The 19,825-nt window shown below is 39.4% G+C and carries 18 protein-coding genes; 16 read left to right on the top strand and 2 right to left on the bottom strand.

Annotated elements, in window-relative coordinates; all coding sequences use genetic code 11:
• The first annotated feature begins 10 nt into the window (after positions 1-10).
• The 3 genes from LV704_RS10240 (at position 11) to LV704_RS10230 (ending at position 4,804) form a co-directional block, all read left to right on the top strand.
• Entirely contained in the window at positions 11-1,153 is a 1,143-nt protein-coding gene (locus tag LV704_RS10240) for an alpha/beta hydrolase (protein WP_163420419.1), read from the top strand.
• Between the two features lie 78 nt (positions 1,154-1,231).
• A complete protein-coding gene (gene radA / locus LV704_RS10235) occupies positions 1,232-2,590 on the top strand; it encodes a DNA repair protein RadA (RefSeq protein ID WP_163420421.1) in 1,359 nt (452 codons plus the stop codon).
• 78 nt (positions 2,591-2,668) lie between these two features.
• Complete coding sequence (locus LV704_RS10230; protein ID WP_233782018.1) at positions 2,669-4,804, top strand: PQQ-binding-like beta-propeller repeat protein; 2,136 nt, start codon at positions 2,669-2,671, stop codon at positions 4,802-4,804.
• Between the two features lie 5 nt (positions 4,805-4,809).
• Here the strand turns inward: LV704_RS10230 and LV704_RS10225 are convergent, their stop codons facing one another.
• Both LV704_RS10225 and LV704_RS10220 read right to left on the bottom strand, forming a co-directional pair.
• Positions 4,810-5,850 (bottom strand): aldo/keto reductase, encoded by a 1,041-nt coding sequence (locus tag LV704_RS10225; RefSeq protein WP_163420424.1) that lies wholly within the window; start codon positions 5,848-5,850, stop codon positions 4,810-4,812.
• 62 nt (positions 5,851-5,912) lie between these two features.
• Positions 5,913-6,677, bottom strand: a complete 765-nt coding sequence (locus LV704_RS10220; RefSeq protein WP_163420426.1) for an exodeoxyribonuclease III — start codon at positions 6,675-6,677, stop codon at positions 5,913-5,915.
• 127 nt (positions 6,678-6,804) lie between these two features.
• On the opposite strand from LV704_RS10220, the gene LV704_RS10215 reads away from it, so the two are divergent.
• The 13 genes from LV704_RS10215 to LV704_RS10155 all read left to right on the top strand — a co-directional run bounded on the left by LV704_RS10215 (position 6,805) and on the right by LV704_RS10155 (position 19,816).
• Complete coding sequence (locus LV704_RS10215) at positions 6,805-7,323, top strand: hypothetical protein (protein WP_163420428.1); 519 nt, start codon at positions 6,805-6,807, stop codon at positions 7,321-7,323.
• A gap of 29 nt (positions 7,324-7,352) precedes the next feature.
• Positions 7,353-7,907, top strand: a complete 555-nt coding sequence (locus LV704_RS10210; RefSeq protein ID WP_163420429.1) for a cysteine hydrolase family protein — start codon at positions 7,353-7,355, stop codon at positions 7,905-7,907.
• Between the two features lie 43 nt (positions 7,908-7,950).
• Positions 7,951-9,057 (top strand): Gfo/Idh/MocA family protein, encoded by a 1,107-nt coding sequence (locus tag LV704_RS10205; RefSeq protein WP_163420431.1) that lies wholly within the window; start codon positions 7,951-7,953, stop codon positions 9,055-9,057.
• 43 nt (positions 9,058-9,100) lie between these two features.
• The gene (locus LV704_RS10200) at positions 9,101-11,161 is read left to right on the top strand and encodes a TonB-dependent receptor domain-containing protein (protein ID WP_163420433.1); all 2,061 of its coding nucleotides are present in this window, start codon (positions 9,101-9,103) and stop codon (positions 11,159-11,161) included.
• A gap of 154 nt (positions 11,162-11,315) precedes the next feature.
• Positions 11,316-11,723, top strand: a complete 408-nt coding sequence (locus tag LV704_RS10195; RefSeq protein WP_163420435.1) for a hypothetical protein — start codon at positions 11,316-11,318, stop codon at positions 11,721-11,723.
• A 342-nt stretch (positions 11,724-12,065) separates the two neighbouring features.
• Positions 12,066-12,626, top strand: a complete 561-nt coding sequence (locus tag LV704_RS10190; RefSeq protein ID WP_163420437.1) for a dihydrofolate reductase family protein — start codon at positions 12,066-12,068, stop codon at positions 12,624-12,626.
• A gap of 65 nt (positions 12,627-12,691) precedes the next feature.
• On the top strand, positions 12,692-13,084 hold the full coding sequence (locus LV704_RS10185) for a VOC family protein (RefSeq protein ID WP_163420438.1): 393 nt from the start codon (positions 12,692-12,694) through the stop codon (positions 13,082-13,084).
• 9 nt (positions 13,085-13,093) lie between these two features.
• On the top strand, positions 13,094-14,356 hold the full coding sequence (locus LV704_RS10180; RefSeq protein ID WP_163420440.1) for a hypothetical protein: 1,263 nt from the start codon (positions 13,094-13,096) through the stop codon (positions 14,354-14,356).
• A 130-nt stretch (positions 14,357-14,486) separates the two neighbouring features.
• Positions 14,487-17,606: a glycosyl hydrolase gene (locus LV704_RS10175; RefSeq protein WP_163420441.1), complete on the top strand. Its 3,120-nt coding sequence runs from the start codon at positions 14,487-14,489 to the stop codon at positions 17,604-17,606.
• A gap of 43 nt (positions 17,607-17,649) precedes the next feature.
• Positions 17,650-18,078 carry a DUF1801 domain-containing protein gene (locus LV704_RS10170; RefSeq protein WP_163420443.1) on the top strand — a complete coding sequence of 143 codons (429 nt, stop codon included), beginning with the start codon at positions 17,650-17,652 and terminating at the stop codon, positions 18,076-18,078.
• Between the two features lie 8 nt (positions 18,079-18,086).
• Positions 18,087-18,638, top strand: coding sequence for a DUF5946 family protein (locus LV704_RS10165; RefSeq protein WP_163420445.1), 552 nt, complete (start codon positions 18,087-18,089; stop codon positions 18,636-18,638).
• A gap of 48 nt (positions 18,639-18,686) precedes the next feature.
• The gene (locus LV704_RS10160; protein ID WP_163420446.1) at positions 18,687-19,283 is read left to right on the top strand and encodes a DUF1287 domain-containing protein; all 597 of its coding nucleotides are present in this window, start codon (positions 18,687-18,689) and stop codon (positions 19,281-19,283) included.
• A gap of 8 nt (positions 19,284-19,291) precedes the next feature.
• The gene (locus LV704_RS10155) at positions 19,292-19,816 is read left to right on the top strand and encodes a PaaI family thioesterase (RefSeq protein ID WP_163420448.1); all 525 of its coding nucleotides are present in this window, start codon (positions 19,292-19,294) and stop codon (positions 19,814-19,816) included.
• Positions 19,817-19,825: the final 9 nt, after the last annotated feature.

The following is a 19,825-nucleotide window of genomic DNA, read 5'->3' as shown; positions in this document are numbered from 1 at the left end:
ACTTGACCAAATGAAAAGATGTCTATTTCTACTAATAGGCCTACTATGTTTTAATCTTGGCGCCCAAGTAAAAAAAGAAATTTTTGAATCGTTCAAACTCCAGGAAAGAAGAGGGGTATCCTATTACTTTCCTGAAGATTATTCCGATGAGAAAAAATATCCGTTGATCCTTGTATTGGATGCTGAATATCTTTTTGATATTGTTGTTGCCAATGCTAAATTTTACAGCAAGCATCATAGAATGCCGCAAGCTATTATTGTAGGTATTGATCAGGCTGAGGATGATATTCGTTGGGAGGATTGTGATTTTGAACAGACCACAGGTTTGCCCACAGAAAAAGGGACCCAGTTTTATGAATTCCTTGGCACAGAACTAATTCCATACCTAGAAACAAATTATAACATTGCTCCTTTTAAAATGTTTGCGGGCTATGACATCACCGCAAATTTTGGCAACTATTTCCTTTTTAAGGATAAATCACTTTTTAACTCTTACCTATCCATTTCGCCTGTGTTAGCTACAGAAATGGAAAGCAGAGTTCCTTCACGCCTATCAGATTTAAACCAAGAAATTTTCTATAATATCATTTTAGAAAAAGAAAAAACGGAGGATCGGCAGCGCATACTTCAAATGAACAATGCAATCAAATCAATAGATAAGGAAACGCTTCATTATTTTTTTGATGAATATAATGATGCCGATCATGTCTCTATTGCCGCCTATGGCATAAGTAAGGCTTTTGACAATGTCTTTAAAATATTTAGACCTATCAGTCCAAAAGAATACAAAACTGAAATTCTAACTTCGGATGAACCCGTTTTCAAATACCTGGAAGATAGGTACAATATGATAGAAAACCTCTTGGGCTTCAAAAAGCCAGTAGAACTGAATGACATCATGGCCATTTATGCTGCCTGTCTTAAAAAAGAAGATATAGAATCATTAAAGCCATTGGCCGAACTCTGTAAAAAGCAATTTCCGGATACCATGCTAGGATTCTATTTTGAAGGCGAATACTATGAGGAATTGGGAGAGCCCAAAAAAGCATTCAAAACATTTGAAAAAGCATTTCAAATGGAGGAGATTGACTTCTTGACCAAAGACATGGCACTTGAAAAAATAGATGCGTTAAAAGCCGACTTCGGCTACTAAATAGCTGAATTTTTAGCACAAGGGATTCCACAAACAATTCATCAAAATCAATATCTTTAGCCAAAACCAAAAAGGTTAATGGCTAAAATTAAAACTGCTTTCTTTTGTCAAAATTGTGGCGCTCAGCATGCTAAGTGGGTTGGGCAATGTTCTTCTTGCAAACAATGGAATACCATTGTGGAAGAAGTAGTTCAAAAAGAAGAGAAAAAGGGTTGGAAAAGCAGCTCTAATTCACTAAAAAAAGCTTCAACACCTTTACGAGTTTCTGAAATAACCAACGAAAAGGAAATTCGATTAGATACCCAAGATCAAGAATTTAATAGAGTTTTGGGCGGGGGACTTGTACCTGGTTCTTTAACCTTATTGGGAGGTGAACCTGGCATAGGAAAAAGCACCTTGCTACTACAAATAGCACTTAAACTAGCATACAAAACCCTGTATGTGTCCGGTGAGGAAAGCCAGAAACAGATAAAAATGCGTGCAGACCGCATTCACCCCAATAGTGAAAATTGCTTTATCCTTACCGAAACCAAAACACAAAATATATTTCAGCAAATAGCTGCCATAGAACCAGACTTGGTAGTTATTGATTCTATCCAAACATTACATACTGATTATATTGAATCTGCCGCTGGAAGCATCTCACAAATAAGGGAGAGCACCGCCGAACTTATCAAATTTGCCAAGGAAAGTAGCACTCCGGTAATTTTGGTAGGTCATATTACTAAAGACGGTACTATAGCTGGACCCAAAATATTGGAGCATATGGTAGATACTGTGCTTCAGTTTGAAGGGGATCGCAATTATGTATACCGGATTCTTCGTTCACTTAAAAACAGATTTGGTTCCACAGCAGAATTGGGTATTTACGAAATGCAAGGAAGTGGGCTACGTGAAGTGAACAATCCATCGGAAGTACTGATTTCAAAAAACGATGAAGACCTAAGCGGAACAGCAATTGCCGCTACAGTTGAAGGCATGAGGCCTTTACTGATTGAAATACAGGCTTTGGTGAGCACTGCTGTTTATGGCACTCCACAACGCTCGGCAACTGGGTTCAATGCTAAAAGATTAAATATGCTTTTAGCCGTTCTTGAAAAAAGAGCAGGTTTTAAACTAGCTGCAAAGGATGTTTTTCTAAATATAACAGGGGGAATCTCTGTAGACGATCCGGCAATTGACTTGGCCGTTATGGCCGCAATTCTATCCAGTAATGCCGACATCCCTATTGAAAAAGGCATTTGTTTTGCTGCAGAAGTGGGATTGGCAGGAGAAATAAGACCTGTACAACGCGTAGATCAGCGCATTCTGGAAGCTGAAAAATTAGGTTTTACCCAAATTTATGTTTCCAAGAGCAACAAAATTGGTCTTAAAAACACTTCCATTCAAATACAATTGGTTGCCAAAATAGAAGATTTGGTAAGCTCACTATTCTGATTACAACTAGTTTTCTAAACCATATCTTTTTATATTTAGAAAACCATCTTTGTGAAAACTCCGATCTATTGCTTTTTTTTGATTGGTATACTTTTTTTCAACTGTACCAAAACTTCCCGTGATTCAAGTCACAAGGAATATCATACCACATGGCAGCATTATCTTGGTGATCCTGAAAGATCACATTATTCAACCCTAGACCAAATTGATACTCTTAATGTAAGCGAACTTCGCTTGGTTTGGAAGTACAAAAGCGGCGGTGTTGAAGAAGGCAGAACAACTCAAATTCAAACCAATCCATTAATCGTTGGCGATGTGCTTTACGGAGTAAATGCTGCGATTGAGCTCTTCGCAATCAATGCTGGAACAGGTAAGGAAATCTGGAAGTTTAGTCCTTCAGCAAAAGACAATTCTGGTCTGGGGGTTAATAGGGGGCTAGTTTTTTGGAAATCTGAAAAAAACGAAAAAAGTCGCATCTTTTTTACTTCTGGTTCCAAGCTATTTGCAATAGATATTGAAAATGGCAAACCAATCACTTCTTTTGGGAATGAAGGCAGCATTGACTTAAGGGAAGGTCTTGGAAGGGATCCTGAACGATTATCTGTAGTTTCAAATACACCTGGTGCCCTTTACAAGAATTTATTGATTCAGGGAACTAGGGTTGGTGAAGGACCGGGTTCTTCCCCGGGACACATAAGGGCGTACAATGTTTTAACGGGCAAAATTGAATGGACATTTCATACCATTCCACAACCTGATCAATTTGGTTATGATACATGGCCCAAAGATGCTTATAAAAGTGTTGGAGGAGCCAATAGCTGGGCAGGAATGGCAATGGATACAGAAAGAGGCATCGTCTATGTTCCCACAGGGTCCGCAGCGTTTGATTGGTATGGGGGTGATCGCAGTGGAGCCAATCTGTTTGCCAATTCGCTGTTGGCCCTTGATGCAAAAACGGGTGAGCGAATGTGGCACTTTCAAATGGTGCATCATGATATGTGGGACAGAGATTTACCTGCCCCTCCAAACCTATTGACGATAAAAAGAGATGGGAAAGATATTCCCGCAGTAGCGCAAGTAACAAAAAGTGGACACGTATTTATATTCAATCGGGTAACAGGCGAGCCACTATTCCCTATTGAAGAAAAACAATATCCCAAATCAAAATTAAGTGGAGAACAGGCTTTTGAAACACAACCCTTACCACTTAACCCAAAACCATTCGCAAGACAAATTCTTACAGAAAATGATTTATATGATCCAGACCGAAAAGCCTTTGTGGATGATTTGGTAGACAAAGCTGAAAATGATGATTCTCCCACTGTTCTTGAAAAATTTAACTCAATCACCTCACAAGGTCAATTTGTTCCTATTGATACAACTGGAGTAATTCTTTACCCAGGCGCAGACGGCGGGGCAGAATGGGGAGGGGCAGCTTTGGACCCTACAACCAGTGTCATGTATGTAAATTCAAATGAAATGGCATGGATTGTAAAGATGAAAGCAATTGGCACAAATGGCACTAATACGAGTATTGGTGAATCACTAACGCAGATACATTGTGCTCGCTGCCATGGTGGAAAGCTTCAAGGATTGACCGGAATTCCAGAGCTTAAAAATGTAAACCTGAGATTGGGTCCCGATTCGATTAAGACAATTATTAAAAATGGGAAAGGTGCCATGCCGGGTATGCCGAACCTCTCAGAAAAAGAGATAGATGAAATAACTCATTTTCTAACTAAGCTTGAAAAAGAAACTGACCATAGGGCAGAAAAAACAACTTTGGACGTTCCTTATGCCCTTTCTGGTTTTGGGCGTTTTAAAGATGATAGAGGATTTCCTGCGGTTAGGCCACCATGGGGAACCTTAAACGCCATCAATTTAAATACAGGTGAATACCTTTGGAAAGTTCCCTTAGGTCATGAAGAAAGCCTTGAAGACCCCAAGATTCCCGTTTCGGGAATTGAAAATTACGGTGGTCCTGCTATTACCGCAGGAGGAGTTTTATTTATTGCCGCTACCAAGGATGAAAAAATCCGTGCTTTTAATATGAAAACGGGCAAGTTATTATGGCAAGATAATTTACCCGCAGGGGGTTATGCCACTCCGGCCACTTATCAAATTAATGGTAAACAGTATTTGGTCATTGCTTGTGGAGGCGGAAAAATGGGAACGGCCTCTGGTGATGAATATAGAGCTTATGCTTTAGAATAAGTTCATTAAGGCGCGGGGTTTGGAATTTCATTATGAATAGCTTCAATCCCGTTTAAGACCTCATCCGAAAGTTCAATATCTATACTTCCAATGTTTTCCTTTAACTGTTCCATTGTTGTGGCTCCAATAATATTGCTGGTTACAAAAGGCCTTGAGTTTACAAATGCTAAAGCCATCTGGGCAAGACTCAATTCATTGTCCTCTGCCAATTTGTGATACTTTTCGGTTGCCAAATTAGCGGTATCACCACTGTATCTGTTATAATTGGGAAAAAGAGTTACTCTTCCTTTCCTAGGCTTGTGCCCTCCCAAATATTTTCCACTCAAAACACCAAAACCAAGAGGAGAATATGGCAACAATCCAATATTTTCCCGCATTGAAACCTCAGAAAGGCCAACTTCAAAGAGTCGGTTTAAAAGATTATAAGGGTTTTGGATGGTCAGCATTCTTGGTAAACTTCTATGCACTTTACTTTCTTCCAAAAAGCGCATAGCCCCCCAAGGAGTTTCATTGGAAATTCCAACATGTCTTATCTTTCCTTCGGATATTAAATCACGAAGAGTTTCAAGAATTTGGTGAATATTGTCCTCCCATCCATCTAAGGTGTGGGCATTGTATCCCCGTTGTCCAAAATAATTGGTATTCCTTTCCGGCCAGTGTAATTGGTAAAGGTCTATATAATCTGTTTGCAATCTTTGTAGGCTTCCCTCAACAGCTTTTATTATGGATTCTTTACTAAATCCTGTTGTTCTAATAAATTTGGTGTAGTCACCTCTCCCAGCAATTTTTGATGCCAAGACCACTTTCTCCCTATTACCTGTCTTTTTAAACCAATTCCCAATAAATTCTTCCGTAACAGCATAGAGTTCTTTCTTGGCGGGCACTGGATAAAGTTCCGCCGTATCAAAGAAATTAATTCCTTGTTCAAGAGCATAGTCCATTTGCTCATGACCTTCATCCTCAGTATTCTGTCTTCCCCAGGTCATGGTTCCCAAACAGATTTTACTAACCTTAATATCGGTATGTGGAAGTCTGGTGTATTTCATTTAGCTATTTTTTTTGACTTGCAAAAGTAGTTAATCCTTATTTCTGGTTTTTAAAGCAAACGTTATTTTTCTACTTCTAACAGAATTGGGCAATGATCACTATGTTTTGCATCAGACAGAATTACAGAACGTTTCAATCTGTTCTCTAGTGAAGAACTTACCATTCCGTAATCTAAACGCCAACCTTTGTTATTGGTCCTTGAATTTGCTCTATAACTCCACCATGTATAATTGTGAGGGTCTTTATTAAAATGCCTAAAACTATCAATAAAGCCACCATCCATGAAGTTGCCAATCCACTCCCTTTCTACAGGTAAAAAGCCGGATACATTTTTGTTGCGGACCGGGTCGTGAATATCAATAGCTTCATGACAAATATTATAATCGCCACAAACAATCAAATTAGGTCGCTCATTTCTTAGTTCATTGGCGTACTTGTGAAAATCTGCCATATAGGTTAGCTTAAATTCCAAGCGATCCATATTGGTGCCAGATGGCAAGTACATGCTCATTATGGATATATCACCAAAATCAGCTCGTATATTTCGTCCCTCAAAATCCATATAGTCAATCCCAGTGCCGTATTCCACATGATCTGGCTTCTCCTTACATAATAGAGCAACCCCGCTATACCCTTTCTTTTGGGCACTAAACCAATAATGATGTTTATAGCCCGCAGCCTCAAACAAAGACAAATCTACCTGCTCCTTCATGGCTTTGGTTTCCTGTAAGCAAACTACATCTGGCCCCACGGCTTGCAACCAATCTATAAAACCTTTGTTTAGAGCAGCCCTAATTCCATTTACATTATACGATACTATCTTCATACCTAAATTTTCCCTAAAAATAACCAATGTGTTCGGCTCTATAAAATTGAACTATTTGACCAACATGTTTTAAATTTGATTTTTGGAACGCTAATTGATTATTCCTGTTGGATTTAACACTATTATCATGAAGAAATTATTGTTTTTGGGTCTTTTACTTTCCAGTTGTTTTATGGTTGCCCAAGCGTATCCGGCATTTAGCAATAACCACGAGATAAAATTTAATGCTGGGCTTTTTATAGCTACTAGTACCATAGAAGGTTCTTACGAATATTATTTAAGTGAGGACACTAGTTTTGGGGGAACAATTTATTTTGATAATGATGCTGCGGATTACAATGGGGATTTTGGAATTGGAGCCAACTTTAGAGCTTATTTTGGATACCAACCCCGTAGTGGTTTTTTTGCTGAAGCTTTTGGCCTTTATTACACCGGGGAAGATGATGAAGTAGCAGATCCTTTGGCATTCAGGGACAACGAGTACAGCACAGTAGCATTGGGTCTGGGCTTGGGGAACAAGTGGGCCACCCGAAGTCAAAAATTCACCTTGGAAATTCATGGTGGTTTTGGTAGAAATGTCAACCCAGAAGATTTTCAGGATACATTCATGTACAGAGCTGGATTATCTGTGGGCTTCAGGTTTTAATCCTTAATTTTAAGGCTTAATTTTTATAAATGACAGCCTTATTATTAATTGATCTCCAACTGGGTTTACAAGAAGTGGACTATTATGGGGAAGAACGAAGTAATCCACAAGCAGAAGCAAATTGCCAAAAAATTTTGGAAGCTTTTAGAGCCAAAGATCTCCCAAGGTTTCACATTCAACATTGTTCCACAAACCCTGAATCTCCCTTGCACCCTACCAAAAAAGGGAATGCTTTTAATCCTCTAACGGAACCCAAGGCGGGTGAGCCGGTCATAAAGAAAAATGTCAACAGTGCTTTTATAGGTACAGATTTAGAATCGCAACTCAAGGACAATGGTATTACAGATGTTGTCATCGTAGGCCTTACAACCGAGCATTGTGTTTCTACCTCAACCAGAATGGCCTCCAACCTTGGGTTTAATGCCACTTTAATTTCTGATGCCACTGCTTCTTTCAATAAAACTGGAGTTGCAGGAGAAAAGTATAGTGCAGAAGTAATTCACAATATTGCATTGGCCAACCTTAATGAAGAATTTGCAACCATAAAGGATACGGTCTCCTTTTTAAAGGAACTAGACAATTAGTCGCTATTTTTATACCATATTCCCTTAATTCAAACACTGTTTTATGCTTCGCTATGAAATTATTTTTATTTTTTGTCTTCTCATGAATACCCCCAATGGTCTGGCTCAAGAAAAGCCACTTAGTATAGGAGTGGCCGGTCTTACCCATACCCATGTACATTGGATTTTGGGCCGGGAAGATATTGGCGATATCGAAATTGTAGGGATGGTAGAGCCTAACCGAGATTTGGCCGAACGCTATTCAAAACAATATGGTTATTCCATGGATTTGGTCTTTAATACCTTGGAAGAAATGATAGCTGCAACAAAACCCGAAGCAGTCACCGCCTTTGGGACCATCTATGACCATTTGGAAGTAGTTGAAGCCTGTGCTCCAAAAGGTATTCATGTCATGGTGGAAAAACCATTGGCAGTAAGTTTACAGCATGCCAAGCAAATGAAAGTTCTTGCCGAAAAGCATAACATTCATTTACTCACCAATTATGAAACTACTTGGTACCCCACCAACCATAGGGCAAAAGAACTATTAGATCAGGGAAAAGTTGGGGATTTAAGAAAAGTCATAGTAAGAGATGGGCATCGCGGTCCCGCCAAACTGGGAATCAATAGTGAGTTTTTGGATTGGCTATTGGATCCAAAAGATAATGGAGGAGGCGCTATCATGGATTTTGGATGTTATGGTGCCAACTTAATGACCTGGCTTAAAAAAGGGCAAAAACCAAACACTGTTACTGCAGTCACCCAACAATTGCAGGCAGAAAATAATCCCAAGGTAGATGATGATGCCACTATCATTCTTACCTATGATGATGCTCAAGCAATTTTAGAGCCTTCTTGGAACTGGCCAATAGGTAGAAAAGACATGGAAATCTATGGGTTAACTGGAGCCATTTATGCTGATAATCGTAACAACTTACGTATTCGCATGGCAGAAGGCTATGATGGCTTTAGCGAAGAGCAATTTACCCTTGAAGAAAGACAAGCGCCCATGAACGATCCCTTTTCCGTTTTTGCTGCAGTGGTCAAAAATAAAATTACCCTTCCGCCCAACAACCTTTCTTCTTTAGAAAACAATATGGTGGTGATGGAAATTTTGGATGCAGCGAGAGAAAGTGCCAAAAAGGGAAAAACAATCCGACTAAAAAAGTAGCTACTTTTTTAATCCTATTTTTAATCATTACCCCATAAATTATATGAAAGGTCTTTTTTCAATTCTATTCTCACTTTTTATCGCACAACTGATTGCACAGGAGGTTAAAAAAGATTCTGTTACCCAATTGGACGAGATTATTCTCATAGAAGATGTGATTGCCAAGAAAGCAACAGGAATTACAGCTGCCTCAACTATTGGTCCTGCTACTTTTGAAAAATTCAATCCTATAGATATTGCCTCCGCCATGAATCAGGTGGCTGGAGTTTATATTCTCTCTGGCGCTTTAAACACCAATAGGATTACCATTAGAGGTGTGGGTGCACGAACACCCTTTGGCACGGACAAGCTTCGTTTGTATTTTAATGGTATTCCCGTTACCAATGGCACGGGATCATCAACCATTGAAGCCTTTGATTTTGAAAACCTGGGGTCCATTGAAATCATCAAAGGACCAAAAGCCACCTCCTTTGGAGCCAATTTGGGTGGTGCCATATTATTGGACACCAAAAACCTTCAAGTTGAAGAGACCAAACTGGCCAATAGCTTTACTGTAGGCTCTTATGGCATGTTAAAAGAGAATCTTTCCTTTCAACATTCGCAGCAAAACTTTGATTTAACCTTTAGCTACAATCATTTTGAAATCGATGGGTACAGACAAAACAACAACTTTGATCGTGATGGTTTTTTACTGAATACCAACGCTAAAATTAGTTCCAAAGGCAGCTTGGGGGTACTGATCAACTATATAGATTACACCGCTCAGATTCCAAGTTCCATTAATCAAACAGATTTTGATGAAGACCCTACCCGAGCTGCAGGCAATTGGTTGGCCGCACAAGGTTTTGAAGCAAACAAATATACCTTGGCAGGAATATCATATTCACATGAATTCAATCAGAACCTAAAAAATACTACAAGTATTTTTTATTCGTACTTGGACCACTACGAGCCACGCCCATTTAACATTTTAGATGAGTTTACCAACGGTTTTGGATTGCGCAGCCAATTTGAAGGAAATTTGGGCAAGGCACAATACACTTTGGGAGGAGAGCTTTATAAGGACGAATACCACTGGGGCACTTTTCAGAACTTGTTCCAAGATAACAATGGCAATGGCAGTTTACAAGGAGATCGCCTGAGTAGAAACCGGGAGTTTAGAAGGCAGTTAAATTTGTTTGGATCTTTCACCTATCCTTTTACACCATCATTCTCGGCACAACTAGGGCTCAACCTTAACAAGACCAACTATAACTTCCAAGACCTGTTCAATCAAGGAAATGAAAACACTTCCGCAGAACGGGATTTTGATGCAATTCTTTTGCCGAATTTTGGATTGCAATACCTCTTTAAAAATGGACAGGTATATGCCAATATAAGTCGCGGCTTTTCCAATCCCAGCTTAGAAGAAACCTTAACACCAGATGGGGTGATCAATCCTGATATTGCACAAGAAACCGGGACCAATTATGAGCTGGGTGCTTATGTTGCGCTTTTAAAAAAGAAATTATCCCTTAATCTCACGGCATTTAGGATGAATATTAACGACCTGCTGGTTGCCCAACGGGTGGGCGAAGACCAATTTATCGGCAGGAATGCTGGTGAAACGCGTCACCAAGGTTTAGAGGTGGATGTCAAATATGCGTTACGGCTTTCTCCAAAGATGGTACTTTCTCCTTACCTCAGCTATACCTTGAGCGACCATAGCTTTGTGGATTTTGTGGATGGTGAAAATGATTTTTCTGGCAATCCGCTAACAGGTGTCCCCAAAAATAGGATTGCCTCTGGTCTGGATTTACGCCATACCAATGGCCTGCAACTGAACCTTACCCATCAATTTGTGGATAAGATTCCCCTAACGGATGCCAATACCTTGGATAGTGAATCTTTTAATGTCTTTAATGCCAAGCTGGCCTACCGGACCAGTTTATCTTCTCATTTTTCGCTAGGATTGAATATTGGAGCAAACAATTTGTTTGATACGAATTACGCTCAATCTGTATTGATCAATGCCTCCAGTTTTGGTGGTGCCCTGCCTCGTTATTTTTATCCCGGTAACGACAGAAACTTTTATGGAGGTGCAAGAATCGCCTATCTTTTCTAACTAAAATCACAAATATCACTTACAAAATACAGCGATTATCCACTATATTTAGGGGTATACGAATGTATTTTACATCTATATAAACAAGTTGGGCGCAATTTGAAACATCCATTTTAATATGAAAAGCAGTAAAATTCTATCAACACTAATTCTAATGATTTTTATTCTTGGCTGTGTTGGAAAAACTAATAAGGAATCGAGACAATTTGAAAATCTAGTGGAAACAACTGCCCTGTCCAAAGATGGAAAGGAGTTAATAACATATTCACGGATTTTTTATGTTTTTGAGTCCAAGAGAGAACATCTTTTTGATGAAAAAGGCTTCTTCATTTCTGAGAATAATAAAAGTGACGATTTAGCAGAATCTATTGTTAGGTCAGGCGTACGAAGTGTAGTTGGAAAATATAATCTTGACAGTTTATTGACTTTTGACAAAATGCAACTCGGTAGAGAAATGGAGGATTTTGTTCGCTCAATGGAAATTGAGAATGTAAATAGTGATTTTGACATCCGTTTTAATGCAATTTTAGTCGAGAGAATAAACCTTCGAAAAAAACCTTGAGCAAGTTTGATTAAATGGACTTCACTCAAACGCAGCTGTTGCAGATGGACTTCTAACTCGGACAGAAAAAATCAAAGCAAAACGTGATGAAAAACGCGCACTCGTACGGAGAAAAACTGCGCCCAACAATACCTAAACGTAATGCGGACTTTAGGGCAAAACCGTAAGGTCAGTGTATATTTATAATGTCGCTAAATCTTATAGATTTAGCTTTGGAACAAAAAAAGAAAAAGCAAAACAATAAGCTTTAGCTTCGTGCACAGACGGAAACGAAAGGTTTCCTTGCCTCCGCACTACGCTTAGCCGTACCGTTGTATGCCATTAAAAAAATAGAAATCAGATATGAAGTGTTCAGTTTATATAGCTACGAGTGTAGACGGTTTTATTGCCAAACTAGGCGGGAATGTTGATTGGTTGCATACGTCAGGTGATTTGGAAGCTGATATGGGAACAGAAGATATGGGATTTCAAGCTTTTATGGATTCTGTAGATTGTATGATTATGGGACGAAAGTGTATGGAAATGATTTCCAATATGAATTTGACACCTGAGCAATGGTTTTACGGTGACCTGCGCATTGTTGTATTAAGCAACACGATAAAAGAAGCCCCTGACAATCTAAAAGGAAAAATAGAAATGTACTCCGGAGATATTAACAGCTTGGTTGCTTCATTGGAAAAAGAAGGTTTCAAGCATGCCTATATAGATGGGGGGAAAACTATTCAATCCTTTATTAATCTTCAAATGATTGATGAAATAATCATAACCAAAGTTCCTGTATTACTTGGAGAAGGAATTCCTTTATTTGGAAAAACATTAAAAGACATTAAACTTGAAAAAGCTAAAGCAAGTGCTTTTGCTAATGACTTTGTCCAGGTAAAATATTCAGTGAATTACGAATAAGGAATGAAGTAGTGCTGATAGAAATAAAAACTGCGTACGACAATGTATAACCGCAATTACAAACAATGAACCTCAACCAAATAACCGTCCCCTCTTTAGATCTAACAAAATCAATCCCTTTTTATGAAAAACTGGGGTTAACCCTAATCGTAAAGGCCCTACCCCATTATGCTCGTTTTGAGTGCCCAGATGGGCCTGCCACTTTTTCTATACATTTGGCGGAACAATTGCCAAAAGGCGATGGTATTTATGTCTATTTTGAGTGCGACAATCTGGATGGGTATGTAGCCGACCTCACCCAAAAAGGAATCGTTTTTGACGAGCCTCCCAGTGATAGACCGTGGCTTTGGCGAGAAGCAAGATTAAAAGATATGGATGGAAATCAAATCATTCTATACCATGCTGGAGAAAACAGGTTAAACCCGCCTTGGCGTATTGATAATAAAACCACAGACTAAAAACCATTCATGAGCATAAAACATACATCAGCCACGGCACTTCTTTTTTTCCTCTTGTTGTTTTCCTTCTATTTGCAAGCACAACAAACGCAGACAGATAGCTATACCCAATACGAACTTCTAGCACCGGATACCCAATCTTTTCGAATTGTGTATGATGTAAGCGGAACAACCTCTGGCGCTAAATACTACTGGAACACGCTCAGAAAAGGAAGCGAACACACGGTAAACAAAGTTTGGGATCTCTTTTCAGGAAAAACATTGGTCTGGGAGATTGTAGATGGAAAAACCGCTGCACAAAACGGATTGGCTAATGCTTTCGAAGACACCGACTATCTTCAGGTGACCTTGGCGCGACCCATTCCTAATGGTGGACAGGCAAGAATACGTATTGACAAAACCTATAAAGACCCTGCCAGTTATTTTAGTGAAGGTAATACCATTGTATTTTCAAGATCATTGGGTATAAAACGCAATAGCATTATATTACCTGCGGGTTATGAGTTAACCCATTGCAATTACCCATCACAAGTGCAACTTACAGATGATGCCCGTATTAAGGTAAGCTTCCTAAATCGTGATGCGCAGGCAGTGCCGCTTGCAATAAAAGCAACAAAGCTCACTTCAAAAATAGAATTGCCCCAAGAAGAAAGTTATGTGCCCACAAACGGAAGCGGAAGAGATGCCTCTAAAGCACGTTTGGGTTGGCAGTTTAACGAGCGTGCATTTCAAAACAGGGACATCGTTTATTTTTTACAGCAACCAGAAACCCATTCCTTTTTGTTATATCACGATTATACCGAAACAAGACCTGGTATAGATCGCTACATAAATGTTGTTAGACCTGGTAGTAAGGCCTCTAAACCCTCCGCGATTATCTTGGATACTGGGGAAGAATTAAAGGTTGAAACCTTGAAAGGAGAGGCAATTTCAAAACGCGGCATTACCATCAATTCAGAAATCACTCCAGAAACAGAAGTCGTTGCTATCTGGTATGATCCCCTAAAAGAAGGGGAAACCAAACGCCTTCGCATTACTGAAACCTACACAGATGCCAATCGTTACATGGTCTATAAAAATCAATTGGTGTGGGATAGGAGTTTTGGCAGAAATAGAAACACGGTGGTACTACCTTTCGGTTGGTTTTTGACCACATCTTCCATTCCGGCAATAATTTCTCAGAATGAGGATGGGTTGACTACACTTCGCTTTGTAAATGACCGTCCTGATCTTATTGATGTTTATATAAAAGCACAACGAAAAAACCAATAACCCATAGTCCCATTTAAAAAAACCCAACGCCTTTTCCTATCATTTTTTCTCACCTGATTATAGTATCTTGTAGATTATTATATAGAACATTTTTTAGTCCCTCTAGAACCAACACAAAATACCTTCAAAAATGAAAGAACAAGTCAAATTTGTATTTCTATTCGCTTTTCTAAATTGTGCCTTTACCCTTTTGGCGCAAGACAAAACAGCAACAGTTAAATCAACAACAATTCATAAAAATTTTTATGAAGGGCTGGAGTGGCGTAACATTGGACCAAGTAGGGGCGGGCGATCTTTAGGATGTGCGGGTAGTCCTACTAGACCCAACGAATATTATTTTGGTGCTACCGGTGGCGGATTATGGAAAACCACAGATGGAGGTAACGAATGGAAAGCTGTTACTGATGGACAGGTAACCAGTTCATCTGTAGGGGCCGTGGCAGTAGCAGAAACCAATCCAGATATCGTTTACATCGGTATGGGAGAAGTACAATTGCGCGGAAGCATTACTCAGGGTGATGGTGTCTATAAAACGATTGATGGTGGAAAAACATGGAGCCATTTAGGCCTAAAAGAAACACAGGCGGTGTCCCGTATCAGAATTCACCCAACGGATCCAGATATTGTCTACGTTGCAGCATTGGGACATCCGTATGGTGATAATGAAGAACGTGGAGTATTTAGAAGTAAAAATGGTGGTGAAACTTGGGAAAAGGTACTGTATACAAGCCCAAAAGCTGGTGCTGTCGATTTGATCATCGACCGAAACAATCCTAAAGTTTTATATGCCAGCACCTGGCAAGTACAGCGTAAAGCATGGAAAATGTGGGGCGGTGGCGGCGATTGTAAGCTATGGAAGTCGGTAGATGGCGGCGATACTTGGACAGACCTAACCGGTAATGCTGGAATGCCCGCTGGACCTATAGGAAAGATTGGGGTTACGGTTTCTCCAGTAGATTCGAATCGCGTTTGGGCCATTGTAGAAGCAAATGAAGGTGGTGTTTTTCGCTCAGATGATGCCGGTAAGACATGGGAACGTACCAACGATGAACGTAAACTAAGACAACGCGCCTTTTATTATTCCAGAATTTATGCCGATCCTTTGGACAAAGAAACGGTTTATGGTCTCAATACCCGATTTTATAAATCTACAGATGGCGGAAAGACTTTTGATACTATTATAAAAACGCCTCATGGCGACAATCATGATTTGTGGATTGATCCCTCCAATCCAAATCGTATGATCAATTCCAATGACGGGGGCGGAAATGTAAGTATCAATGGAGGAAAAAGCTGGACAGAACAGGATTATGTAACCACTCAGTTTTATCATGTTATGGCCACGAACGATGTGCCTTATCATGTTGCCGGTGCGCAACAAGATAATAGCACTTTGGCCATGCCCAGTGACGGATGGGACCATATGCAGGCAAGAGGTCCTAACCATGGATGGTTTTACGCTGTAGGCGGTGGCGAAAGTGGATGGATTACCCAACATCCCGAGAATCTGGATATTTTTTATGCCGGGAGTCAAGGCGCATTACTCACCCGTTACGACCGCAGTAATGGACAGTCTAGAGATATTCAAGTATATCCGAGGTTTTTTTCTGGAGAACCTGCCGAAGCACTTCCAGAACGTTGGCAATGGACCTTTCCCATTATGTTTGCTCCACAGGACTCCAACATAATGTATACCTGTTCACAGCATGTATGGAAAACAACGGATGATGGACAATCTTGGGAGAAAATCAGTCCAGATCTAACGTATGCGGACCCCACTACCTTGGGAAAAACAGGCGGTATAATCACCATGGATATGAACGGACCTGAAATTTATGCGACCGTTTTTGCATTGGCACCTTCCTTCCATGATATCAACACCATTTGGGCGGGATCAGATGATGGAAAAATACATATCACAAGAGACGGAGGTGAAAATTGGCAGGACATTACCCCTAAGGATTTACCAAAATTCTCTCGAGTTAGTATTATAGATGAATCTAAACATCGCCCGGGAACTTTGTTTGTAGCTGCCAACCGCTATCAAGTGGATGACAGACAACCTTATGTCTTTAAAACGCATGATTATGGCAAAACATGGACGAAAATCATAACAGGAATAGAAGACGGGCATTTTGCAAGAGCAATTCGTGAAGATCCGGTAAGAGAAGGATTGTTGTTTTTAGCAACTGAGCATGGTGTCTATTTTTCCATGAATGATGGAGTGCTCTGGAAAAGTTTACAGTTAAAACTGCCAGATACGCCAATCCGCGATTTAGTGGTTAAAGACAATGATGTGGTTTTGGGTTCCCATGGACGTGGATTTTGGATTTTGGATGATATTCACCCCTTGAGGCAGTATAAGGATAATATGAAAAATCAATCTGCCATCCTTTTTAAGCCTTCGGATGCCATTAGAGGTATTCAAGATGCATCTATCCAGTATTATCTGAAAGAGCAATTGGACACCATCACTTTTGAAGTTTTGGATGCCAATGACAACCTCATCAATACGTTTACCGGAAGCAAGCCTGAATATGAAGAAGATCCCAATATTCCATGGTGGCAAAAGGGTGGCTCATCAAAACCCACTACTGCGAAGGGCATTAATACCTTTACCTGGGATTTGAGATATCCTGGCGCTACGGAATTTGAGGGAATGATTATTTGGAGTGCTCGTCCTCAAAGAGGTCCCAAAGCTCCTTTGGGCACCTACAAAGTTAGAATGAAAACAAAGGATTATGAGAAAACCTATCCTTTTTCCGTTACTATAGATCCTAATCTTAAAGGAATTACAGAAGCTGATTTAAAAGAACAGTTTGAGCTGGCCAATAACATTATGCAGAAGACCAGCTCGGCTAACGAAGCGGTCATACATATTAGAAAAATGCGTGATGTAATTCAGGCGAACAAGGAAAAAATCTCCAGTGCTGCCACCAAAAAGACCATTACTCCTTTCCTGAACAAAATAACTGCAATTGAAGAAGAACTCTATCAGGTTAAAAATCAATCAGGTCAAGATCCTTTGAATTTTCCGATAAAACTAAATAATCGATTGGCTTCTCTAAGGCGAAGCGTTGAAAGCGGCGATGCCAAGCCAACCAATGGGACGTACAAAGTATACAAGGAACTTTCTGCCGAACTTGAAGAACATCTTGGCAACTTAAATGGGATTCTAAAGAAAGATTTGCCAAAAGTAAACGCTATTTTGGAAAATATAGGTGTTGAACAAATTAAGGCAACAAAGTAATATCCAAACACCAAGATTGAATCAAAAATCACGGTTAGCAAAAATGAAGGCTTTACAAATACAGGCAAACCCGGAAGTTAAAGTCGTTTTCAGTAATTATCCCGATTTGGTGAAGGAGAAAATGGAAGCCCTTAGACAATTGGTTTTAGAAGTAGCAGAGGAAGTAGATGAAATCGAGGTTTTGGAGGAAACGCTCAAATGGGGTGAGCCAAGTTATTTGGCCAAAAAAGGGAGTACGTTGCGCATGGACTGGAAATCCAAAACACCAAACCAATATGCGCTATATTTTAAATGTACAAGCCAATTGGTCCCTTCGTTCAGAATAGTGTTTAAAGACTTGTTTACTTTTGAGAAAAATCGAGCCATTGTTTTTCAACTGGATGACAAACTTCCAGAAGTAGAACTAAAGCAGTGTATTAAAGCAGCGTTAACCTACCATAATATAAAGCACCTCCCCTTATTGGGGCTATAACAAAAAATATGCAAGACTATAGAGACCTTGCTCAAAAGAATGGAATTACTCTTCTAGAAACCGGAAACTGTCAGTTTTGCGGAGCCAATACCACAAGAAACATACATGAATGTTTAGAGATTTTCAATTTGGGTTTTCAATTTTTGGATTATTCCAAAAAGGAAAACCATAGATATCGTTTCTTGAGTGTTGATGCACATACACTCCAGCACCCAGAAATACATGGCCGGTGGAGCAACCATTTTCACCTTACAAGACAACATTTAATGTTTGCCTATAACGTTGTCTGGAACTATGATTTATCACCTAGGCTTAGTGATTATTTAAACGTCTATAAAAAAGGTGACCCCAATGAGTTTTTAAATCCACCAGAAGTATTGGAACGCGGGAACATTACTACTACGCATATTATTCATAATTCAAAAAACGAAGCGGAATGTCAGCAATTGGTTGAAGGATGGGGTATGGAAGTGTATCAATCATGGAATAAGCACCACCATTTAGTAGATCATATAGCTAAAGGATTCATAAATAGTGGGCAATTCATAACCCAACGTTAAAGTATATTTCTTTACTACTTTGCTTGTTATCTTAGCATTATGAGGCTTATGGAAAGAACTCTTTTAATACTCCTAGTGTTACTCTTCAATATGGTTTGGTCCCAAACTGTAATTGAGGAAGTTGATTTGGTTGAAAGTGCTCTGGAATTGACAAAACAGGACGTAACCTATGACCCAAGTTATTTTTCGATTGACTACCCCAATGGAGATGTACCAAGTGACAAAGGCGTCTGCACCGATGTTATAATTAGGGCATATAGGAAAATAGGTGTTGATCTGCAGCAGTTAGTACATGAAGATATGAAAGCCAATTTTAACGCTTATCCCAAAATTTGGGGCCTTAGTTCCACAGATAAAAACATTGATCATAGACGAGTTCCTAATCTAATGACTTTCTTTAAGCGTATAGGTGCAGAAAAATCAATATCAAATAATGCTGAAGACTACCTTCCAGGAGATATTGTATGTTGGAACCTAAGAGGGGCTATTACTCATATTGGTATTGTGGTAGATAAAAAATCGAGGGATCACAAACGGAACCTAATAGTCCACAATATTGGACGAGGTCAAGTCTTAGAAGACATGCTTTTTGACTTTAGGATTATAGGTCATTATCGTTTTATCAGTGCTCAATCTCCAAATTAGAAAATCAGATGTCGTTATATCAAAATTTAGCAGAGGTAGGATCCAAGTTTGTTAAAAAACATACCCTCTTTAAATATGGTTTTAACCTATCTCCAATGTATCGCAGAAGTACAGGAAGGATCATTCATGTTTCTGAAGATCTATTAAATATTACAATAAAACTTCCTATTACATACAAAAACAGAAACTACGTTAATTCTATTTTTGGAGGTAGTATGTTTTCAGCAGTGGACCCAATTCCTATGGTGCAATTAATCAATTTGCTGGGTACAGACTTCGTGGTTTGGGATAAATCAGCAGAAGTATTTTTTAAACGTCCGGCAAAGGAAAACCTATATGCCAACTTCACCTACACCCTTAAAGAACTGGACGAAATCAGAAACCATGTCGCCCATAATAATGAAATGGAGATTCTTAAAACCACCTCACTCACCAACCAGGATCAAACCATAGTCTATTGCCGGGTTGAGAAAACTATTTATATAGCCGATAAAACCTATTTTAAAAAGAAAAGGGAAAACAAACGAGCTTAAATAATCACT

Source organism: Flagellimonas sp. CMM7, from assembly GCF_021390195.1.
Classification (GTDB): domain Bacteria; phylum Bacteroidota; class Bacteroidia; order Flavobacteriales; family Flavobacteriaceae; genus Flagellimonas.
This window is presented reverse-complemented; position numbering and strand designations above follow the sequence as displayed.

Coding starts and splice junctions, on each gene's coding strand:
- LV704_RS10240 (WP_163420419.1), top strand. CDS start 11: ATGAAAAGATGTCTATTTCTACTAATAGGCCTACTATGTTTTAATCTT.
- radA (WP_163420421.1), top strand. CDS start 1,232: ATGGCTAAAATTAAAACTGCTTTCTTTTGTCAAAATTGTGGCGCTCAG.
- LV704_RS10225 (WP_163420424.1), bottom strand. CDS start 5,850: ATGAAATACACCAGACTTCCACATACCGATATTAAGGTTAGTAAAATC.
- LV704_RS10220 (WP_163420426.1), bottom strand. CDS start 6,677: ATGAAGATAGTATCGTATAATGTAAATGGAATTAGGGCTGCTCTAAAC.
- LV704_RS10215 (WP_163420428.1), top strand. CDS start 6,805: ATGAAGAAATTATTGTTTTTGGGTCTTTTACTTTCCAGTTGTTTTATG.
- LV704_RS10210 (WP_163420429.1), top strand. CDS start 7,353: ATGACAGCCTTATTATTAATTGATCTCCAACTGGGTTTACAAGAAGTG.
- LV704_RS10205 (WP_163420431.1), top strand. CDS start 7,951: ATGCTTCGCTATGAAATTATTTTTATTTTTTGTCTTCTCATGAATACC.
- LV704_RS10200 (WP_163420433.1), top strand. CDS start 9,101: ATGAAAGGTCTTTTTTCAATTCTATTCTCACTTTTTATCGCACAACTG.
- LV704_RS10195 (WP_163420435.1), top strand. CDS start 11,316: ATGATTTTTATTCTTGGCTGTGTTGGAAAAACTAATAAGGAATCGAGA.
- LV704_RS10190 (WP_163420437.1), top strand. CDS start 12,066: ATGAAGTGTTCAGTTTATATAGCTACGAGTGTAGACGGTTTTATTGCC.
- LV704_RS10185 (WP_163420438.1), top strand. CDS start 12,692: ATGAACCTCAACCAAATAACCGTCCCCTCTTTAGATCTAACAAAATCA.
- LV704_RS10180 (WP_163420440.1), top strand. CDS start 13,094: ATGAGCATAAAACATACATCAGCCACGGCACTTCTTTTTTTCCTCTTG.
- LV704_RS10175 (WP_163420441.1), top strand. CDS start 14,487: ATGAAAGAACAAGTCAAATTTGTATTTCTATTCGCTTTTCTAAATTGT.
- LV704_RS10170 (WP_163420443.1), top strand. CDS start 17,650: ATGAAGGCTTTACAAATACAGGCAAACCCGGAAGTTAAAGTCGTTTTC.
- LV704_RS10165 (WP_163420445.1), top strand. CDS start 18,087: ATGCAAGACTATAGAGACCTTGCTCAAAAGAATGGAATTACTCTTCTA.
- LV704_RS10160 (WP_163420446.1), top strand. CDS start 18,687: ATGGAAAGAACTCTTTTAATACTCCTAGTGTTACTCTTCAATATGGTT.
- LV704_RS10155 (WP_163420448.1), top strand. CDS start 19,292: ATGTCGTTATATCAAAATTTAGCAGAGGTAGGATCCAAGTTTGTTAAA.